We start from the raw sequence: 18,530 nt of genomic DNA, 5'->3' as shown, positions 1-18,530 counted from the left end.
CGGTAACTACCATGAAAATCACACTACTTGTATTGCTTTGGTTCTGGATAGCAACGCCGGAACCCCGGGAAACCCATGCCACATGGGAAGGAACGCAGGAAGAATCGTTCATCAAATTTACCATTCGAAACCTGGGACTAACCGTAGAAGGCCAGTTTGACTCCTTCACCACCACGGTGGATTACAACAAGGCTCAACCGGCAAGCAGCAGATTCTCGGCAACCATTCAGGTAATTTCCATCAATACGGGTATCAATAAACGAGACGATCACCTACTCCAGGAAGCGTATTTTCATGTGGAAAAATACCCGACCATTACCTTTCAGTCTACCAGCGTAAGCTCCCCCGATCCCAGCCGCCTGACGGTAAAAGGCGATTTGACCATCAAGGGAAAAACCCTTCCCGTCGAATTGGCCGTAGCAATTAAGGAAGTTGGCGGAAAAACCCAATTCTCCATTTCAGGAGAACTTGACCGGAGGGACTTTGGTGTGGGAGGTAGCAGTTGGGTCATGTCCGACGATGTGTACCTGAACCTTTACGTCGAAAACTAACCGTAATTGATGGCAAAAATTCTTTCCGTAGTCTCCGTTCCCGGAACGCATTCGGTATCCATCGACCGGATGGCCGGAAGCATACGGATAAAGAAAGGATCACAAAAATGAAGGCATTCATACGGGAGGAAAAAATATGTTAACCGCGTTTGAAAAAGCCCTGGCGCTTTCCGCTGACCAATTGCGACACAGTCACGAAACCTTGGCTCAATACGGCAACAAGTCCTCTGTCACCATCCTATTTGTTTTGGAACGAATGCTCCGCTACGCGAATACCGACGGAGCAGCAGTTTCCAAGTCCATTTACGCCGCTGCTTTTGGCCCGGGAGTAAGCCTGGAAAGCGCCTTAATCCGGCTACACGATCCAAAAAAATGACACCAAAACTTGCCACCACACGGTAACATAGCGAAACGGGTTTGCCTGGCCATCTGCCTCCTGCTACTGGCAAGTGGCTTACACCCGTCTTTGGCTCAGGAAGCCGAAGAAGACAGCACCCTTTTCAAAGCGCTACCCCTGGCCTATTACACGCCAGAAACCCGCATTGCTTTTGAAGCCTTTGCCTTCTACAGCTATTATTCAAAAGGGAGTCATAGAAAATCCAATATCCGGCTCTTTGCCACCTATACCCAAAACCGGCAATACCTCCTCACCGTTCCCTGGCAGGTATACACGGCCGATGACCGGTTCTTTTTAAACGGTAGCCTGGACTACCGAAAATTCCCCGAATACTATTACGGGTTGGGAAACGATACAGCGGAAGCCCAGCGAGCGCTGTACGAATTTTCAGCCTTCACGCTGAGCAGTAAGAGCTACAGTAAACTCGAAAACGACACCTACCTGGGGATAGCACTGCAGGCACAATGGCTGTTGCCGGAAATTCCTGAAAACGAACCCCTTTTTGATGACATCATCCCCGAAACGGGAGAAATGGGTTATTCGTACCTGAGCCTGGGGCCTTCCTTTATGTGGGATCGCCGGGATCATATCCTTGCCCCATCGACTGGAAGTTATTTGGAATTTACACCCGTATTTGGCCTGGGTAAAGCCAATGAAAACCCGGTCTATTTTGGACTGGCTTCCCTGGATATCCGGGATTATTGGAAATTGGGAGAACGATCGACCTGGGCCAACCAATTTGTCGCGCAATTCTCCCTGGGGGCAGTTCCCTACCGGGTCCTACCTACCCTGGGTGGTCCTTTGCTACATCGAGGCTATTACCAGGGCCGATTTCGGGACAAGCACCTGATGATCCTACAGTCCGAATTTCGGCAGCAGGTAATCGGCCGTTTTGGATTCGTCGTCTTTGGGTCGGTGGGAAGGGTGTATCCGGACATACGAACCGACCTGTTCCAGAACATGCACCCGGCGGTGGGGGCCGGATTACGTGTACGTGTTAGCAAAAGGGACCGAACCAATGTTCGGTTTGATTACAGCATCACCCCGGATTCTACCGGTTTTTATATTTATTTTGCAGAATCCTTTTAAAATCAACCATGCGCTGCGCAAACCGCTCCACCTTTGCCACCAAATTACTCCATTGGGAATACTGGCCTACCTGGGTCATTTATTTTCCGGTGTTTTTTTATTACCTCTTTCTGTCTATCAAAGCCCGGAGTTTCTTTTTCTTTACCGCCACCAATCCGGAAATGGAAATGGGGGGGTTGTACAATTGCAGCAAATACAAGCAACTCAAATCAATCCCCAACACATTCAAACCCATTACACTCTATGTAGCTGCCAACAGTCCCTGGGCACTGGTACAATCGCGAATCGTTGAAAAAAAACTGGATTACCCCCTGATTGCCAAACCCGACCGAGGCGAGCGGGGCAGGGGGGTGGCCCTGTTACGGAATGCAAAACAACTGGCGGCATACCTGCAGGAATCCCGGGTGGATTTTCTGGTGCAGGAATACATTGAGAGCCCGTTTGAGGCCGGCGTATTTTATTACCGCCTTCCCGAGGAAGCATCGGGAGCCATTCCTTCCTTGGTCGTAAAGGCCTTTTTGACGGTTACCGGCGATGGCCTGTCATCCGTGGAAGAGCTCATTTTCCGCATTCCACGGGCCCGACTGGTAGCCAAGGCCTTGCTTAACCGATCGGATATGGATGCATCGGAAATTTTGCCAGCCGGAACCAAAAAGATCCTGGAGCCCATCGGAAATCACAACCGAGGCACCACCTTTCTGGATGGGAATCGGCTGATCAGCTTGGAATTACTGAATTTTTTTGATGCGTTAAGCTATCAACTTCCGAATTTTCACTACGGTAGATTTGATTTGAAAGCTCCGTCCAAAGCCGCATTCACAAACGCCGAGGGGATCAAAATTCTTGAGGTAAACGGGGTTAATGCAGAGCCAGCGCATATTTACGATCCCAATGCCCGGTTTTTTACCGGCGTTCGGACACTTTTGCGGCATTGGCAACTCATTTACACCATCAGTCTGCAGAATAGAAAGTTGGGTGTCAAACCGGCTACGCTAAAGGAAGCCTGGAAGCATTTTAAAGTCTGGAAGAATAGGAAATAAATTTTTCTATAAAATTTTTGTCAGGATTTGTCGGAAGCGACGACTCTTATCGTGTAAATTAAACGTACAAGCGTCATGAATGGCATACGTAATGGCTTAGGCATCCTGGGTTTTTTGATGCTCACGCAGGTATCGGCACAAGAGTCGTTGATCCTCTTTACCATCGAGCGCAGTCTGAACGAAGATCAGATAGTCTATTTCCTTCACCTGGACGAAAATGGATTGCTTCGAAAAGAAAATCCAGTCAGTCTCAAGTGGCTGGACAATGAAAAAACCGGTGAACTGGTACCGGTCAACTGGATCAAAAAAAAATTTGGTTACGACGTTGAAATTCTTTCCCACGAAGGGGATCGGTTGACCTTCAAATTTGTATCGTATGATAAAAAAATATTCACGCTAAAAAAAGACCATTTCGGGAATTACAGTGTTTTTGCCAAAATCAACGAGCGCGTGATGAAAATCAGACACATTTACCTGGAAATCGACGGCGGTTCCTTCTGGAAACCCAACATCACCGAGGTAGCTGTAATGGGATTTCATGAATTGGCCAATACCCGTATCAAAGAAACCTTTAACCCCTAAGCCCATGCAACACGAATGTAAGGAAAACCTTGAAAGCATCGCCTCCTTGCTGGAGAAACTGAGTGCAGAACACTACCAATTCCCTTCCTACTACCTTTCCGGCGCATCTATTGGCCAACATATCCGACACATCTTAGAGTTTTATACCTGCTTGTCACAGGCATTTCGCGAGGGTGGGGCAATAAACTACGATCTTCGAAAACGCGCCCTGCTACTGGAACAAGACCCTGGAGCAGCCGTCAGGGTAATTCAGCAAATCGTACATTGGCTGGAATCGGGTAAAATTTCCGGGAATGTTTCCCTGGTAGCTACCTACGCCGTCGAATCCGCTCAAACCTGCACCATTCCGTCTTCCTTTCAGCGCGAACTTGCCTATTGTTTGGAGCACAGCATACACCATCAGGCATTGATAAAAATCGGCCTGTTCGAGCAGGGAATATCTCATCTCATTGACCCCCATTTTGGCGTCGCACCTTCCACCATTAAATTCCGCATGCAGCGCAACCCTGAATCCTCCTAAATGATGAAGTATACCCTTATATGGCTATTTTTAATCGTTTCCGCAGTGGGTTTGTTCCCTGCTAACTCATTTGCGCAAGACGGACCCTCCTATAAAAACCGGATCGGTATCAACGCGCTGGGGCTTCCTGCGGAAAACCTCGTCCTTGGGTATGAGCATAGTTTCAGAAATCGCGGAATATGGCTTGGACTCGAGCACCGTCTCAACCAACTGAGCGAGGAAAAAGACCAGCAGGTCAACTCCATTGCCCTGGAATACCGGTACTATTTCTTCTCCGAGGAAAAACTGGCAAGTGGCCTTTTTGCCGGATTGTATGCCAAGTATCGCTGGGGAGAAGAAGCTACCAAAAGCGGTAATCCTGTACAACATACCTACACAGCGCTTTTTTCCGGACTGAACGCTGGGTACCGGTACAACTACAAACGACTGGCGCTTTCTGGGTTTCTGGGCTACGGCCTGCCGCTAACGTCCACAGAAGTCACCGATCCTGCCGGAGCGACGCATGCCCTCAATGAAAACTACAAAAATGATGTTCGGATTGGGCTGACGATAGGCTTGGCTTTTTAATGATCCTGTCATGCACAAAATCTTTGAAATCGACTCGTTAGAGGGAAGTTTCCATCTTGCCGACGGCAACGATTTCGCCGTCCTACTCAGAGAAACCGAGAAACACCTGAAATTTATCTGGAATTATGGCGGATTGCCCATGCATCTGTTGGTAGACGAACAACCCATTGTACTCGAGGCAAATCAACTATTAAGCTGCACCTACCTTCAAAAAATTACTGTGCTCCAGAAGCAAGGCGCTCCCGAGTTACTTTTGCTTGCGTTTAACCGGGGCTTTTACTGCATCCATACACACGATTCCGAAGTTTCTTGCAACGGCTTTCTTTTTTTCGGTTCCAATTATACCCCCATGGTCGAATTAGACGACGCGGAAATCGGCCGGCTTCGTACCTTGGTAAGCGTACTCCAGGAAGAATTCGATACCCGTGACCAAAACCAGGAGGAGATGCTTCGCCTACTTCTCAAGCGGTTTATCATCCGGATTTCCCGACTAGCGCGGAAGCAACTAATCAAACGGAAGCTTCCGGAGAAAGAACTGGAACTGATCCGCCAGTTCAATGTACTGGTGGAGGAGCATTTCAAAACCTACCATCAGGTAAACGATTATGCAGACCTGATGCACCGCGCTCCAAAAACCCTCGCCAATATTTTTGCCCAGCAAGGCGACAAAAGTCCGCTGGAAATCATTCACGGCCGCATTGCTCTGGAAGCAAAGCGCCTCTTATTGTACACCGAAAAGTCTTCCAAAGAGATTGGCTGGGAGCTGGGGTTCGAAGACCCCTCGCAATTCAACCGCTTTTTCAAGAAACAAACCAAGCTGCCTCCCCGGCAATTTCGGGAGCAGTTTTCTACCTATGCGTTTAAATAAAACCCAAGGGCGTCCAATAGTAGCCAATGGCTCTTTTTTGACGCTATGCCAGATAGCTGTCGTGCATTCCGTGTAGGGAACCTGGGTGCCATTCCATTATAAATCAGCCTGTTAAAGAAAACAAAAAAATTTGTTCCCCGGTTAGGAAAAACTACTTTTAAATAATAGCATTATATAAACTTTTCATTAGCCATGAATCGGAAAACCTTTCTTAAACAAAGCCTGATTGCCGGCATGGGCTTTGCCGCATCCAGAGAAGCGGCATTTGGTCGTTCGGCGGAACGCGTTGGTACGCAATTGTCCGCCCGCATTTCGGATGTGGAGACCTTTGTTCACCCGAAGGCACTCTTTGTAAAAATCACCACGAGTGACGGCGTATCGGGTTGGGGTGAAGGAGACCACGACAACACCCATATAATCGCTCAAATCATCCAGCAATTGGCCAAACCCATCTTACTGGGTCAGGACCCGTTTGAAAGCGAATACCTATGGCACGAGATTCTATACCAAAACGAAGACCTTGGCCTGTCGGGTGCCTTGTCGGGTGCACTAGCTGGCATCGACAATGCCCTTTGGGACCTAAAGGGTAAGCTTACTCAATTGCCGGTCTATAAGTTGCTGGGAGGCGCTAAAATCGACAAAGTCAAGGTTTACGGAAGCTTTGGAGTAGGTAGTGGTAAAAAACGCATTTCCCCTGCAAAGGCTGCCGCCATTGCGGCTGGATTTGTTGAAAAAGGATACGATACCGTCAAGCTGCGCATGCAGATACGGGTCCTTGACCGAAACCCGGATCCCGATCCCACCTTGAAGTTTGCCGAGGCAGTACGAGCAGCCATCGGCGATCAGGTAACCCTGTTTGTGGACTTTAACAACGGCTACACCTCCGGGGCAGCCATTCCGCTGATACGGGCCTTGCACGAAAAATACAATGTGGTGCTGGTGGAAGAACCGGTCCATTACAAAGACTACCAGGGGCTGCAAAAATGCGTGGCTGTAAGTCCCGTAAAAATCGCCGCTGGAGAACACGATTTCAATCGCTGGGATTACAGGCAATTGATCACGGAAGGGCAAGCGGATGTGCTGAATTTAGATGCGATCAAAGCGGGAGGAATCAGTGAATTAAAAAAGATCGCGGCGCTGGCCCAGGCCTTTGACCGGGAGATTATGTGCCACAATGCCCGCCCGACATTGGCCACCGCTGCCTCCCTGCATTTCATCGCCTCCACCTTCAACCCCGCACGGGTTCAGGAATACGCAGGCACCCGTCCAGAACTGGGATTGGATCCCTATTTTGAAAACGGACTTGAATTCAGCGACGGCTATTTGTATGTACCACAGCGTCCGGGCATCGGCTTGATACCCAACGAACGAATGATGAAAAAAATCGCCTATACGGGATAAACAGGGCCGTCCATCTCCTTTCTTGAGAACGCCTTCGATCGTCACTGCTGCAGTATCCGTAGGCATTTATTGATTTTCTGGACTGAAAATCCTTACTCGTTCAGGCGCCAATCGTACGCGCTAAAGGTAATTTTGGTAGTGGATTTTAATCCAATACGCGCATAGCGATTCAGAAAATCCACCAAGCTGCCCCTCCGGGTAAAATCTTCCTTAAACCAGGAAAAGATCGGTGAAATCTCCGAACGTTGCACGTCAAGTTTGTTGCGACCTGGATCGTTGATAAAATCCCGCGCGGCCTCCTCCAGCTGTGCTTCCAGGTTTTCCGCCGTAAACGCGCGATTAAGCAGTTTGGGACAGGATACAGAAGCGCAATTAATCGCGAAATGTATTCGGGGTTCCGCAAACTCCTTGCGCAAAATCTTGTGTTCGATTTCATCCAAGCTAGCCGGCTTCCCACCAATCTCAAAAAACTTCAGGTGCCAGACCGTATTGACCAGGGGAATTTCCAACGAGGGGCCGATATCCCGAATACTCTTTACGGGGTAGTGATCGATGATCAATTTGATCGTAAAGGCATTGTACGCATTGATCCAATACGCAAGTTGCTCCTGCTGCGACCAGGTCTTTCTATCCGGCGGGTTTTGTGCAAGCAGCTGCAGGTAATCTTCCAGTTTGACCCGATCCGAAATAAATCCCGGGTAATCCACGATTCCTTTTTCATCTACGTATTGCCTCAGCAAGGCATCCCAGGACGTGTGAGCGGGCGGACGCGTATTCTCGCCACCCAACTGGGAATTTCCACAGGCTACATTAACGAGAAAAAGGGCGAATAGGAGGAGTTTCATGGTAGTCGGTTTTATAGGTGGTCAGCTTCGCAAAAGTCAACGTCTTTGATAACCCAATCCAGTATTCGATTTTGGCTGTAACGAAAGAGGTGTATTTTACTTGCGTTGATCTTGTCACAATCATCTTTATCTCACGAATACGGGCCGTTAATCTTTGGACCAGATAGGCACTGCTTCGCAACGCTTTTTATCGTTCAATACACTTTCTCCCCTTTAGTTAGCCACATGCCCCACACCTTATTATAGGTATGTACCCGCTCCGTCGGAACAGAATCCGACTTCACGACGGAATTCTCCTCATTGACCCAGTGAAAAATGCCTCCATAGAGGTTGAACACATGTTGGTAACCGGCAGCTTTTAGTTTTTTGCCAATTTCCTGACTCCGGGCCCCTATGGAGCAATAGACGACGATGGTGTCACCCTTGGAAACTTCAGACACCGATTCCATCGAAAAGGTTTCGTAGCCAACCCAACGGGCGGAGGGCAGATGACTGACAGCAAATTCTTCCCGTTCCCGGGTATCCAATAGCACCGCATCCTCCAGCAGGTCTTTTTGCTCGGGATAGACCAGGGGGAAATCCTTGTCATACGTGTTCTTCAGCAAGGCCCTAAAGGGAAGGCTCTGAGAAAAAACCGGAGCCGCAAAAAAAACCAGGGCCAGAAAACCGAGTATTCGTGGGAAGGAACTGTACATACAATTTAAACATCGGTCTCCTGTCAAAAATTCATCAAATCATGGGAGAAAGCACCTTTTTTGCCGAAAAATTTACCAACCAACGTAGCCAGGCGCCGGCACGCCATTTATCCGAAGGTAGACCAAACACTGCGCCCGGTGATGGGCCTGGTGGTCCCGCAATAGGTAAAAAATATTCTCCTTGGTCATGGACACGCCTCCAAATTCTATCGCTTCAAGTAAGAGGGAATCGGAGGCATTTTGGATCAAGTCCAACACATAGGCATTTGCCCGATCCAGAACATCCATTACATCTGCTTTTTTGAAGCCGGTAGCATCCTCTTTGCGGTAAAAATTTTTACGATCGCCGGTAATGCGCGAAGTCAACATGCTGATATTATCCACCACGTGTAGCCATTGTTCCTGAAAAGACATGGCTTCGTCCGTAGGTCTAAAATCATAAGCAGCCTCGGGCATGGCTTCCGCCACGGCTTTCGAATAGTTCAGGTTTCGTTGCCAGACGTCGGCATACTGCGTTTTAAAATATTCCTGCGCCGGTAGATTTGTTCCAGTCATAAGCAATAGCAATACCATCCATCGAAACAGCATATTTCCGCGGTTTTGTTGGGTTGCAATAAACCGAACTTTCAAGAAAAAACCAATTCGCTGTGTCAGGAAATGTAGAAATAACCGACTACTACCGGTAAAGAAAAAGCAACGACTAAATCAAAACCGTACATGTGTACCGTCTCTTACGTTCCCCTGGCTCATGGGTACCTGCTTACTTCCAGTCGCGACGAACGCCTGCAGCGGGAAACGCTCCCACCCAGGTCCTACCGCCACTCCGGCCAAAAAATTGTGTATCCAAAAGATGCCGTTTCTGGCGGTACCTGGATAGCCGGCTGCGCAGATGAAACGGTTGCCTGTTTGTTAAATGGGGCTTTTGAAAAACACGAAAAAAAAGCATCCCAGGTAACTAGCCGTGGAAAAATGTTTCTTGAATCCCTGGAGCACGAGGACTTCGAGGAATTCATCGCAGGTTTTGATTTTGCTACCGTGGAGCCATTTACGCTCCTGATGATGAAAACACATGCCTTCTACGAATTGACCTGGGATGGGAACGATACCTACCTAAATCAGCTGGATAAAGGCAAACCAAAAATCTGGTCCTCCGCTACGTTGTATTCGGCGGCACAACGAACCGAACGGGAAAAATGGTTTTATCAATGGATCACAGAAAACTCCAATTACCCCGACTTTGATATGTTGGGCTTTCATAGCAGCCATCACGGTGAGGACCCCAATAGCGATATTTTAATGGAGCGGCCAGGGGGCATGCAAACGGTAAGCATCACGCAGATCAGAAACTCCCTGTTTTCCCCTTCACTTATCCACGTTGATTTGAAAGCAAAAAAAACGTACGGGCCCTTGTTTTATACCATTTGATTCCAGCTGCGTTTTTACCATTTGTACGAAAATCACGCCAGAATTGACTTTGGCCGCTAAACCCTACCGCCCCCATGCACTACTTTACCCGTCGGAAATGGGACGATTAACCACCGATTAAGGGCTTCCTCTCAGGCATCTGTACCGCAGGCGCGATGTAAATTTGCGCATATGTCTTTACCTGGGTGGTGCTGATCCTTCGGTGAATATGCCTGCGTTCGATGTCCATCGGGGATTGTAAGCCTGCTGCAGCAGTGAGGTCCAACAGACTTTGTAAGGTCTTTTCGTGAAATGTGGCCACTCGGACTGATTTGTCCGCCACGTCCAAGCCGTTGACCAGACGCTCTTGCTGTGTGGCTACACCCACGGGGCAGGAATTCGTATTGCAACGAAGCGCCTGTATGCATCCCGTCGCCAACATCATCGCACGGGCCGCATAACAGACATCCGCGCCTAGAGCCAGAATTCTGGCCATGTGGAAGCCCGTGATCAGTTTACCAGAAGCCATCAACCGGATTTCCTTTCGGATGCCATAGGCCTCGAGCAGATCGTTGACCAGTGCCAACCCGTCCCGCAAGGGCATTCCTAGGGAATTACTAAATTCAACCGGCGCGGCACCTGTTCCTCCTTCTCCACCGTCAACCGTAATAAAATCCTGGTAAATCCCTGTACGAATCATTTCTTCGCAAAGCAACCGTACGTCTGCTTCACCGGAAACACAAAACTTAAAGCCCACCGGCTTGCCGTCGCTTAAGCGCCGCAAGCGTTGAACAAAATAAAGTAGCCCGGCCGCATCGGCAAACTCCGAATGAAAAGCAGGTGAATGGATTGCCTTAAACGGTTCCACGTGCCTGTAACGGGCTACTTCCGGTGTGTTTTTAAGCGCAGGTAGCATACCGCCGTGACCCGGTTTTGCTCCTTGCGAAAGTTTTATTTCGATCATTTTGACAGCAGGAAGCAGTGCACTCGAACGGAAGGTGGTTTCACAAAATGAACCATCCTTTTTACGACAGCCAAAATAACCGGTTCCAATTTGCCAAATTAAATCCCCTCCGTGTTCCAAGTGGTAATCGCTTATGCCTCCTTCGCCGGTATTCTGGGCGAAGCTACCGAGTTTAGCTCCTTTATTCATGGCCAAAACCGCATTTTTGCTAAGCGCCCCAAAACTCATCGCCGAAATATTCAGAAGACTGGAAAGGTAGGGTTGTAGACAATCCCTGCCTCCAACGCAAACTGTCGGCGGAACCAGGGAAGGCTCTGCCAACGAACTAAAGGTAACGTGGTTCATCCATTCGTATCCAATCTTGTACACGTCCATTTTTGTCCCAAATGGGCTGGTATCCAGTTGATTTTTTGCACGCTGGTACACCAGCGAACGGAACATCCGATTGATGGGTGCGCCATCGATATCCGATTCGATGAAATATTGCATGATCTCGGGCCGTATGGCTTCAAAAATATAGCGGAAATTTCCAATCACCGGAAAGTTTCTGCGCACCGCGTGCTTCTTTTGACTCAGGTCCAAAAGAGCGACACCCAAAACCAGCAGCAGGGGAATCACCAGTACCAAGCTAAGTAGGCCATACCAGACCGCCATAGTGAAAGCAAGCAGCAAAACAATAAGAATCCCATGAATCGAGAGGTATTTTTTCATTTGCTTATTCATAAATTTCGATCCCTTCAAAAAATGGAGGCCAAGAAAACCAAAAACCCATCATTTGCGGAATCGCTTCCAGCGACTCCCCTTCTCTGGGACCTGACACTGCTTTTCCAAATAAATTCCATCGGTTTCCTTCCTGATCTTTCAGCAGCCAGGGGTTGTTGGCTTCGCCAGCGAGCACCAACTCCAATTCCGTGCCGTCCGGCAGCTCGCGATTGAGTGCTACGAGAATATTTGCATCTTTGCTTCCGATCACAACTATGGGGCTTCCCTGAAAGTTATCCGCAATCAGTTGGGTTTCCCCCGCAAAACGGTTGAGGGGATATACCTTGGCGTTGGCGCCTTTCATTATCCCCAAAACCCGTTCTTTCGCCGGAAGGCGATTGTCGGATTTGCTAACCGGAAAAAGCAAACTGCTGTGATTGGTCTTATAGTCGCCATAGGGATAATTGGAATAGTTGCGGTTATGGCCCGTTTCTCGGGAAACGACCCTGGTGTCCGGGTAGATCTCTTTCCAGGTAGACCAGCTGGTTTCTATCAGGGAAATCACCTCAGGCTTTTCCCCTATCAAGTCCCCGTTCACGGCTTCAAATCGCATTTGAGACCAATTGCTGTCCGTCAACCGGTCGTAGGGGATGACGTTGGTATTGTACAAAAGTCCGGAAACGCCAAACGTGGTTTTTCCGGCCGATACCTCGCGGTCCCAGCCAATACCCGTACCCGTCAGTGGACAATAAATTACGGCAAGGGAGGTATTTGCTACCTCGTCATTGATGATTTCGTGCCAATCCAGTATCTTATGAGGATAGGCCTTTGCCTGACCATCTACGGCGTAGCCCAACACCAAGTCCTCGTCCGACAAATAGTCTATTTCATCAGCGTCTACGAAGAGGGGCTCGTTCAACGCGGGAATACCGTCTTTCCCGGGACCACCGTCAAATACTTCTGCCTCCGGGATCAGCCAGTTTTGATTGCCACCTGGGGAACCTCCGCCGCCTCCTGGCCGAAAGTCCGGACCTTCGGGTTCTCCACAACCAAATGACACTACCCATAAAAAAACAATCATTCCAATAGTCGGTACATTTTTCATAACTCATCCAATTTTAAATGGAAAACGGGCTCCTTGGTTTTTCTAGACAAATTGAAAAACAAAGACAAGGAGTATTTGTAGGAAGTGGTCAATTGCGAGCCGTTCAGGGAACGGTATAGGGGAAAATCTGCCCAGGCGCGTATCGACAGGTCTGGATTGAAATGGACACTCAATCCGGGAATGGCATAAACCCATTTTCCGCCGGATCCGGGAAAGGTATTGCCATCCACCAAATCCACCGTCTGACTTCTGTACCTACCAAAAACAAATACATCCATTGGCCAATGAACAAATAGGTTGTAGTTGATCCCGGCATTTGCTTGAAACTCATTGCCAAACTGGTACACTTGCGATTGATTGTAGCTACGGTTCTTGCCCGAAGCGCGGTAAGTGACAATACCGAGCAGGCTTATGTATTTGAGTAGAACATTGGATTTTTGGTAAAAGGACCAAAACATGCCATCTACGGAGCCCGAACCGGGTTGCATATCTGCGACCATGGTAAGGCCCTGATTGTTTGTAAAATCGGTGCGCCCGGTTGGGAGTTTGGGACCGGCACCGACGAGCCATTCGCTGCGGGGAGTATTCGATGGATTCAGTAGTCGGTATTTTAACAAAAATACCATGTCACCCAGGCCTTGGGCGCGGGTAAATCCAATTTGATTGTTGTACTCCCGGATACTTCTTTCTTGCCGCACAAAGGGCAACACCATGGTAAGGGCAAAGCGCTCGCTAAGCCCATAATTCAGCTCCATTAAAACCGAGCGGGTCAAGCGGCTGCGGGTATCGTCGGCCAGAAGGGATTCGTGGTCCATCAAATCGCGGATCACGTTGTGGTCGTAAGTCAGTAAAAATTGCACCGCTTTCGGGTCGGCTGTTCCCAAGCCCAGTGTGCCTCCTACCGGTACGCCGCCGGAACAGCAGGCTTGTGCCATCAGCTCCTGAGAACGTAGGAAACCGAACAAAAGTAACAAGCAGGCGAATTTGGTGTTCATGATCGCTTTGAAAAGGTAAAGGAAAGAAAATGCAGGGCGCATCACTACGCCCATGCACTTTACAACCCAGCATCAACTAATGGTATGTTTTAGTATTCTCCCTTGAAGGTAATTTCGATGGTTTTTGCAATGTTGGAAGCCGGTTTTCCATTCTTAAAATTAATGCCGTAATCCGCCAGGGTAAGGTCAAAGGTACTTTCAGCGGCCACCCGGCCATCTTTTACCAGAATGGTTCCTTTTTCTTCCACGCTGTTGGTAACCCCTTTAATCGTCATCTCCCCGCTGACCGAGGCCTCATAGGTTCCGTTCCTGGAAAAGTCTACCTCGTCCAGATTGGTAATCTTGCCGACAAATTTGGATTTGGGAAAGGATTTTGTATCCAGAAAATCCTTGCCGTTGTAATGCTTCTGCATCAGCGCTTTTTCGAATTCAAAGCTTTGCATGGGGACTGAAAATACCAGATCGCCAGTAGACGTATCCAGCGTGCTGGTGGCCTTGTAGTTATCCGCCGTGATATCCTCCACGGGTGTGGATGAGAAAAAGCTGATATGGGTCTTTTGGCTAACGAGCTTTTCAACGGGTGAAACAAATGCTGCCGAGATTAGCACGATAAATGAAGCGACTAAAACAATTGATTTGGTTTTCATAACGTTAACTAGTTTAATATAATTATACATTGGTGAGCAGGTCACACTTTTCAAGAATTACATGTTCGAACATTTGCAGATCAGAATCGAAGGTTGCACCGGAGCGGATTACTCCTTTTACCCGGACCTTTGCTCCGATTTTTAATAGCTGCTCAAAATCCTTATCAGACGGGAGGAAGGTACAACTGACGCCAGCGTCATCGTCCTTGGCTTTAAGGAGGACTACGGTTTGCTCGTTAAAATCCTTGCTGATTTCAAAAACCTCTCCTTCTACCTCCAGCACTTTGGACTCTCCGGCTTCGTCAAGGTATTTTTCATAAGCCGATTCTCCATTGGCGAGAAACTCTTCCACCAGGTGGGAAGCAGAAATTGCATAGTCCGTTTTGGTGGATTGCACGTCTCTATGCGGCATGTTGAGCAGGTAGGCTACTACTGCCAACCCGATGGCCAATGCTACCGATAAGGTAATGAGCAGAGGCTTGAGCCATTTGAATTCTTTCATGATTGCTGACTTTTGATTTCACCTAACTAGTCGCACCTACCCCAACTTCCTGACGAAACGGCGCCAAATAATCTGAAAAAAAGCCCAAAGCGAGACAAAACCACAGCAGGCAAAACACCGTTAACGAAATAAAAAAAAACATGAGGAAACCACGTGTCCGCCTGGCAGGCTTTGTCATCGCATTGCTTGGCATCTGCACCGGTTGCTTCTCGTTCCGGGAAAGTGACCGAACCCTCCACCGTACCATGGCAAAAGAGGGACTGGCCTACGAAATTCATTACGATCCCTCCGATTCGCTTCGCTGGCTTTGGTACAAGCAGGAAAAACCCGAGGCGCCTGTGTTACTTTTTATTCACGGAGCGCCGGGCTCCTCCTCCTCGTTTTTATCCTACCTGAAAAACGAGCGCTTGCGGGAGGCCTATTCCCTGCTTGTTGTAGACCGCCCAGGATATGGGTACTCCGAATACGGGAGCTACCGGCCCATTCCAAAACAGTACCAGGCCATCCAACGTATCCTGGAACTTTCCGGAATTACCGACAACGTGGTCACCATTGGGCATTCTTTTGGCGGCACCATTTCCGGGTACATCGCCATTCACAACCCCGACTGGTTAGCCGGAACAGTGATGATTGCACCGGCCATTGACCCCGAGCAGGAAAAATACCTCTGGTTTGGCAAACTGGCGCTGTATCCCGCTACCCGGTGGATGGCACCACGATCCCTCCGGGTAGCCGCAGACGAAAAATACAGCCACGAAGAAGAATTACATACGTTTATAAACGATTGGCACCGAATTCATAAACCGGTGCTGCATATCCACGGGGATGCGGACGGCCTGGTTCCCTACGGAAATGTAACCTTTTCGCAAAAAAAGATCCCCAGCGAATGGCTGGAAGTAAAAACCATCGAAAACAAAGGACACCTGATCCCCTTCACCGAACGGGAAACAATGATTGATGAAATCATCCGCTTCGTTTCAACGCTAGATACTATCCAAACTCCCTGAGTGTTTTCGCCTCTTGTACCATTTTCCCGCCCTTTTTTAACCGCTTTTTCGCTTTTCGGGAATAATTGACAAGAGAACGGGCGACATGGGCATTTTTTCCGCCCTCCCTTTACGTCAACTTTGTCGCATCAAAACAAACAAAACAACAGAAAACCATGCGTACCATTAAATTTGACGTACCAACTAAATCAACTGTGAGTCCCGAAAACAAGGCCATTTTAGAGAAAATTGAAGCCGGTGTGGGATTCATCCCCAACATTTACGCCACCTATGCGCTGTCGGGCAATGCCCTGGGCAGGTATACGGCATTTGCCAATGGCAAAACCAGTCTGAATAACAAGGAAAAAGAAGTGGTCAACCTGGTGGTTAGCCAGGTAAACGGCTGCACCTATTGCCTCGCCGCGCACACGGCCATCGGTAAAATGAATGGATTTTCCGAAGCGGAAATCCTGGAACTACGAAAAGGGACCGCTGCGTTTCATCCGAAATTCGATGCCCTGGCAAAGCTGGCAAAATCGATCATGGAAAACGCCGGAAAAATAGATGACACGGTTCTGGAAAATTTCTTTGAGGCCGGATATACCAAGGAAAACCTGGTAGATACCATTGTCGCCATTGGCGAAAAAGCAATTACCAATATGCTTCATAACGTGACCAAAGTTCCCGTGGATTTTCCGGAAGCAGCCCCCTTGTGATACGTCCAAGAGCATCCTCACATAAATCCATTCCTTATGCGACCATTTGGTTGGAAGAACACAATCATCTCCGGCATTATCGGTACGGTGGTGTTCGATGTAATCGGTTTGCTTTTGCGATATGGGGTAGTTGTCGTTGCGTATAACGTCATTATCCACAGGAATTTGTTTCCTATTCGGGAAAAAAACCTCAGTTTTACTTGAAAACAAGGAAACAGCAACGGAAATTCCGGAAAGCATCCTTTTACTTGTCCGGAATTTCCTTTTTTGTAATCCGAATTAACGATACACGCATGAAAAAAGAACGCGTACAGTTTAAAAACAGGGAGGGAATCGAACTCGCTGCCTTTATCTTTCATCCCCTGGATCGGCATCCCAGGTTTTTTGCCTTGTTTGCCCATTGTTTTACGTGTAACAAGAACCTGAACGCCGTACAAAATATCTGCAATACCCTATCACAAATGGGGGTAGCGGTCATGAGCCTGGACTTCACCGGCCTGGGCAGCAGTAAAGGTAGCTTTGAAAACACCAACTTTTCTTCCAATATCAGCGATCTGGTAGATGCCTCGGACTATTTGAAAGCGCGCTACCAGGCGCCTTCCCTATTGATTGGACACTCCTTTGGCGGAGCTGCCGCTATTTTCGCTGCCGGGTCCCTGCCGACGGTCAAAGCGCTGGTCACCATCGGAAGTCCTTCCGACCCCAAACACATCGCCCACCTGTTTGATGATCATTTAGAGGCAATCGAGACAGAGGGCGCTTCCCGGGTGAATATTGACGGAAGGGGTTTTCGCATCCATAAGTCATTTGTAGCGGATCTTCAGGAGAAGGACCTGGGTGCATTTCTGGCGCAACTCAGAAAACCCATTTTGATCCTTCATTCACCACAAGACACCGTTGTCGCCCTACAGCATGCGGCAAGACTCTACGAACATGCCTTCCATCCCAAAAGTTTTGTTTCCCTGGACGGAGCAGATCACCTGCTATCAAACTCCACCGATAGCGCGTACGTGGGTGAAATAATTAGCACCTGGGCAAAAAAATACCTTCCGGCACCGGTGGTGCCCAACGATACCAAGGGCCACGAAGTAGCCGTTCGGCTAGCCGGGCAGGGGTATACTTCAGAGGTAAAGACCCCCTACCATCACCTGCTGGCCGATGAGCCGGAATCGGTAGGCGGGGATAATCTGGGACCTACACCCTACGATTTACTGATGGCAGCCCTGGGCACCTGTACCGCCATGACCTTGCAGATGTACGCCCAACGGAAAAACTGGCCGCTAGAGGAGGTGAACGTTTATCTGGATCACGATAAAGTGCACCGAAAAGATGGGGATCATGTGGAAGACAAAAACTCCAAAGTAAGTCGCTTTACCCGAAGCTTGCTCATCAGCGGAGATTTGGATGAGGCACAGCGTAACCGCTTGCTGGAAATTGCCAATAAATGTCCGGTTCACCGGACACTGGAAGACGATATCCTCATCGAAACCCGGTTTAAATAACGGGTTAGTCGGGTTTGGTCCCTTGCGGTATTGACCAAAATCGTACCGACAACCTGTTCAACTATCCGGCCATTGGTAGTGCGGGGTAACAACTGATCGCTGAAAGTGATCGGTGTCACACAAATGCACCGAAAGAATTGGCTATATTTAGCTAACAATCGACCTGATAGTCAACCAACTGCTGGCATTTCCGGTAGATTCGAAACCTTTATAAAAACCAAAAATCCATTGTGTTATGAAAAAGAATATGGGAACCATCGACCGGGTATTGCGGACGCTAATCGCCATTGTCGCCCTTTACCTGTATTTCACCGGTGCAGTTTCGGCCACCCTGGGGCTGGTATTTATTGCCATAGCGGCTGTCTTTCTGCTAACCAGCTTGGTTAGCTTCTGCCCGCTGTATACCCTCTTCGGGATAAAAACCTGTGCTGCCAAAGAAAGTTAGCCTATCC

At 48.7% G+C, this 18,530-nt stretch carries 22 protein-coding genes; 14 read left to right on the top strand and 8 right to left on the bottom strand.

Annotated elements, in window-relative coordinates; all coding sequences use genetic code 11:
• Positions 1 to 11 precede the first annotated feature (11 nt).
• The 9 genes from BMW71_RS06965 (at position 12) to BMW71_RS06925 (ending at position 7,015) form a co-directional block, all read left to right on the top strand.
• The gene (locus tag BMW71_RS06965) at positions 12 to 551 is read left to right on the top strand and encodes a YceI family protein (protein ID WP_092171358.1); all 540 of its coding nucleotides are present in this window, start codon (positions 12 to 14) and stop codon (positions 549 to 551) included.
• Between the two features lie 115 nt (positions 552 to 666).
• Positions 667 to 927: a beta-ketoacyl-[acyl-carrier-protein] synthase family protein gene (locus BMW71_RS06960; protein ID WP_262485667.1), complete on the top strand. Its 261-nt coding sequence runs from the start codon at positions 667 to 669 to the stop codon at positions 925 to 927.
• A 9-nt stretch (positions 928 to 936) separates the two neighbouring features.
• Positions 937 to 2,037, top strand: coding sequence for a BamA/TamA family outer membrane protein (locus BMW71_RS06955; RefSeq protein ID WP_143057571.1), 1,101 nt, complete (start codon positions 937 to 939; stop codon positions 2,035 to 2,037).
• Positions 2,038 to 2,045: 8 nt separating this feature from the next.
• On the top strand, positions 2,046 to 3,077 hold the full coding sequence (locus tag BMW71_RS06950) for a hypothetical protein (RefSeq protein WP_092171349.1): 1,032 nt from the start codon (positions 2,046 to 2,048) through the stop codon (positions 3,075 to 3,077).
• Positions 3,078 to 3,152: 75 nt separating this feature from the next.
• Positions 3,153 to 3,659: a DUF4833 domain-containing protein gene (locus BMW71_RS06945; RefSeq protein WP_092171346.1), complete on the top strand. Its 507-nt coding sequence runs from the start codon at positions 3,153 to 3,155 to the stop codon at positions 3,657 to 3,659.
• A 4-nt stretch (positions 3,660 to 3,663) separates the two neighbouring features.
• Positions 3,664 to 4,179: a hypothetical protein gene (locus BMW71_RS06940; protein ID WP_092171343.1), complete on the top strand. Its 516-nt coding sequence runs from the start codon at positions 3,664 to 3,666 to the stop codon at positions 4,177 to 4,179.
• Complete coding sequence (locus tag BMW71_RS06935) at positions 4,180 to 4,746, top strand: DUF3575 domain-containing protein (RefSeq protein ID WP_092171340.1); 567 nt, start codon at positions 4,180 to 4,182, stop codon at positions 4,744 to 4,746. It begins immediately after the preceding gene.
• A gap of 10 nt (positions 4,747 to 4,756) precedes the next feature.
• Positions 4,757 to 5,614, top strand: coding sequence for an AraC family transcriptional regulator (locus BMW71_RS06930; protein WP_092171338.1), 858 nt, complete (start codon positions 4,757 to 4,759; stop codon positions 5,612 to 5,614).
• 192 nt (positions 5,615 to 5,806) lie between these two features.
• Positions 5,807 to 7,015: a mandelate racemase/muconate lactonizing enzyme family protein gene (locus BMW71_RS06925; protein ID WP_092171335.1), complete on the top strand. Its 1,209-nt coding sequence runs from the start codon at positions 5,807 to 5,809 to the stop codon at positions 7,013 to 7,015.
• A 92-nt stretch (positions 7,016 to 7,107) separates the two neighbouring features.
• Here the strand turns inward: BMW71_RS06925 and BMW71_RS06920 are convergent, their stop codons facing one another.
• The 3 genes from BMW71_RS06920 to BMW71_RS06910 form a co-directional block, all read right to left on the bottom strand.
• A complete protein-coding gene (locus tag BMW71_RS06920) occupies positions 7,108 to 7,860 on the bottom strand; it encodes a DUF547 domain-containing protein (RefSeq protein WP_092171332.1) in 753 nt (250 codons plus the stop codon).
• 194 nt (positions 7,861 to 8,054) lie between these two features.
• Positions 8,055 to 8,555, bottom strand: a complete 501-nt coding sequence (locus BMW71_RS06915) for a rhodanese-like domain-containing protein (RefSeq protein ID WP_092171329.1) — start codon at positions 8,553 to 8,555, stop codon at positions 8,055 to 8,057.
• A gap of 72 nt (positions 8,556 to 8,627) precedes the next feature.
• Complete coding sequence (locus BMW71_RS06910; protein ID WP_143057570.1) at positions 8,628 to 9,143, bottom strand: DinB family protein; 516 nt, start codon at positions 9,141 to 9,143, stop codon at positions 8,628 to 8,630.
• A gap of 129 nt (positions 9,144 to 9,272) precedes the next feature.
• Between BMW71_RS06910 and BMW71_RS06905 the strand changes: the two genes are divergently transcribed.
• Entirely contained in the window at positions 9,273 to 9,980 is a 708-nt protein-coding gene (locus BMW71_RS06905) for an NRDE family protein (RefSeq protein ID WP_092171323.1), read from the top strand.
• A 106-nt stretch (positions 9,981 to 10,086) separates the two neighbouring features.
• On the opposite strand, the gene BMW71_RS06900 is transcribed toward BMW71_RS06905, so the two are convergent.
• From BMW71_RS06900 to BMW71_RS06880, 5 genes are all read right to left on the bottom strand, one after another.
• Positions 10,087 to 11,646, bottom strand: a complete 1,560-nt coding sequence (locus tag BMW71_RS06900; RefSeq protein ID WP_244891104.1) for an FMN-binding glutamate synthase family protein — start codon at positions 11,644 to 11,646, stop codon at positions 10,087 to 10,089.
• On the bottom strand, positions 11,639 to 12,730 hold the full coding sequence (locus BMW71_RS06895) for a DUF3179 domain-containing protein (protein ID WP_092171321.1): 1,092 nt from the start codon (positions 12,728 to 12,730) through the stop codon (positions 11,639 to 11,641). The genes BMW71_RS06900 and BMW71_RS06895 overlap by 8 nt, the downstream gene beginning before the upstream one ends.
• Positions 12,727 to 13,725 (bottom strand): transporter, encoded by a 999-nt coding sequence (locus BMW71_RS06890; RefSeq protein ID WP_177179589.1) that lies wholly within the window; start codon positions 13,723 to 13,725, stop codon positions 12,727 to 12,729. Before BMW71_RS06890 ends, BMW71_RS06895 begins: the two co-directional genes overlap by 4 nt.
• A gap of 89 nt (positions 13,726 to 13,814) precedes the next feature.
• Positions 13,815 to 14,372: a YceI family protein gene (locus BMW71_RS06885; protein ID WP_092171316.1), complete on the bottom strand. Its 558-nt coding sequence runs from the start codon at positions 14,370 to 14,372 to the stop codon at positions 13,815 to 13,817.
• Between the two features lie 22 nt (positions 14,373 to 14,394).
• Positions 14,395 to 14,874, bottom strand: coding sequence for an OB-fold protein (locus BMW71_RS06880; RefSeq protein ID WP_092171313.1), 480 nt, complete (start codon positions 14,872 to 14,874; stop codon positions 14,395 to 14,397).
• A gap of 140 nt (positions 14,875 to 15,014) precedes the next feature.
• Here BMW71_RS06880 and BMW71_RS06875 point away from each other — a divergent pair, with 140 nt between their 5' ends.
• The 4 genes from BMW71_RS06875 to BMW71_RS06860 all read left to right on the top strand — a co-directional run bounded on the left by BMW71_RS06875 (position 15,015) and on the right by BMW71_RS06860 (position 18,523).
• Positions 15,015 to 15,881 carry an alpha/beta fold hydrolase gene (locus tag BMW71_RS06875; RefSeq protein WP_092171312.1) on the top strand — a complete coding sequence of 289 codons (867 nt, stop codon included), beginning with the start codon at positions 15,015 to 15,017 and terminating at the stop codon, positions 15,879 to 15,881.
• Between the two features lie 155 nt (positions 15,882 to 16,036).
• Positions 16,037 to 16,576: a carboxymuconolactone decarboxylase family protein gene (locus tag BMW71_RS06870; protein ID WP_092171309.1), complete on the top strand. Its 540-nt coding sequence runs from the start codon at positions 16,037 to 16,039 to the stop codon at positions 16,574 to 16,576.
• 293 nt (positions 16,577 to 16,869) lie between these two features.
• A complete protein-coding gene (locus tag BMW71_RS06865; RefSeq protein WP_092172754.1) occupies positions 16,870 to 18,078 on the top strand; it encodes a bifunctional alpha/beta hydrolase/OsmC family protein in 1,209 nt (402 codons plus the stop codon).
• A 235-nt stretch (positions 18,079 to 18,313) separates the two neighbouring features.
• Entirely contained in the window at positions 18,314 to 18,523 is a 210-nt protein-coding gene (locus BMW71_RS06860) for a YgaP family membrane protein (RefSeq protein WP_092171307.1), read from the top strand.
• Positions 18,524 to 18,530: the final 7 nt, after the last annotated feature.

Origin of the sequence: Cyclobacterium xiamenense, assembly GCF_900109255.1 — a bacterium.
Lineage (GTDB): Bacteria > Bacteroidota > Bacteroidia > Cytophagales > Cyclobacteriaceae > Cyclobacterium > Cyclobacterium xiamenense.
Note: the sequence above shows the minus strand (reverse complement) of the source record. Positions and strands in the feature narration are given on the sequence as shown.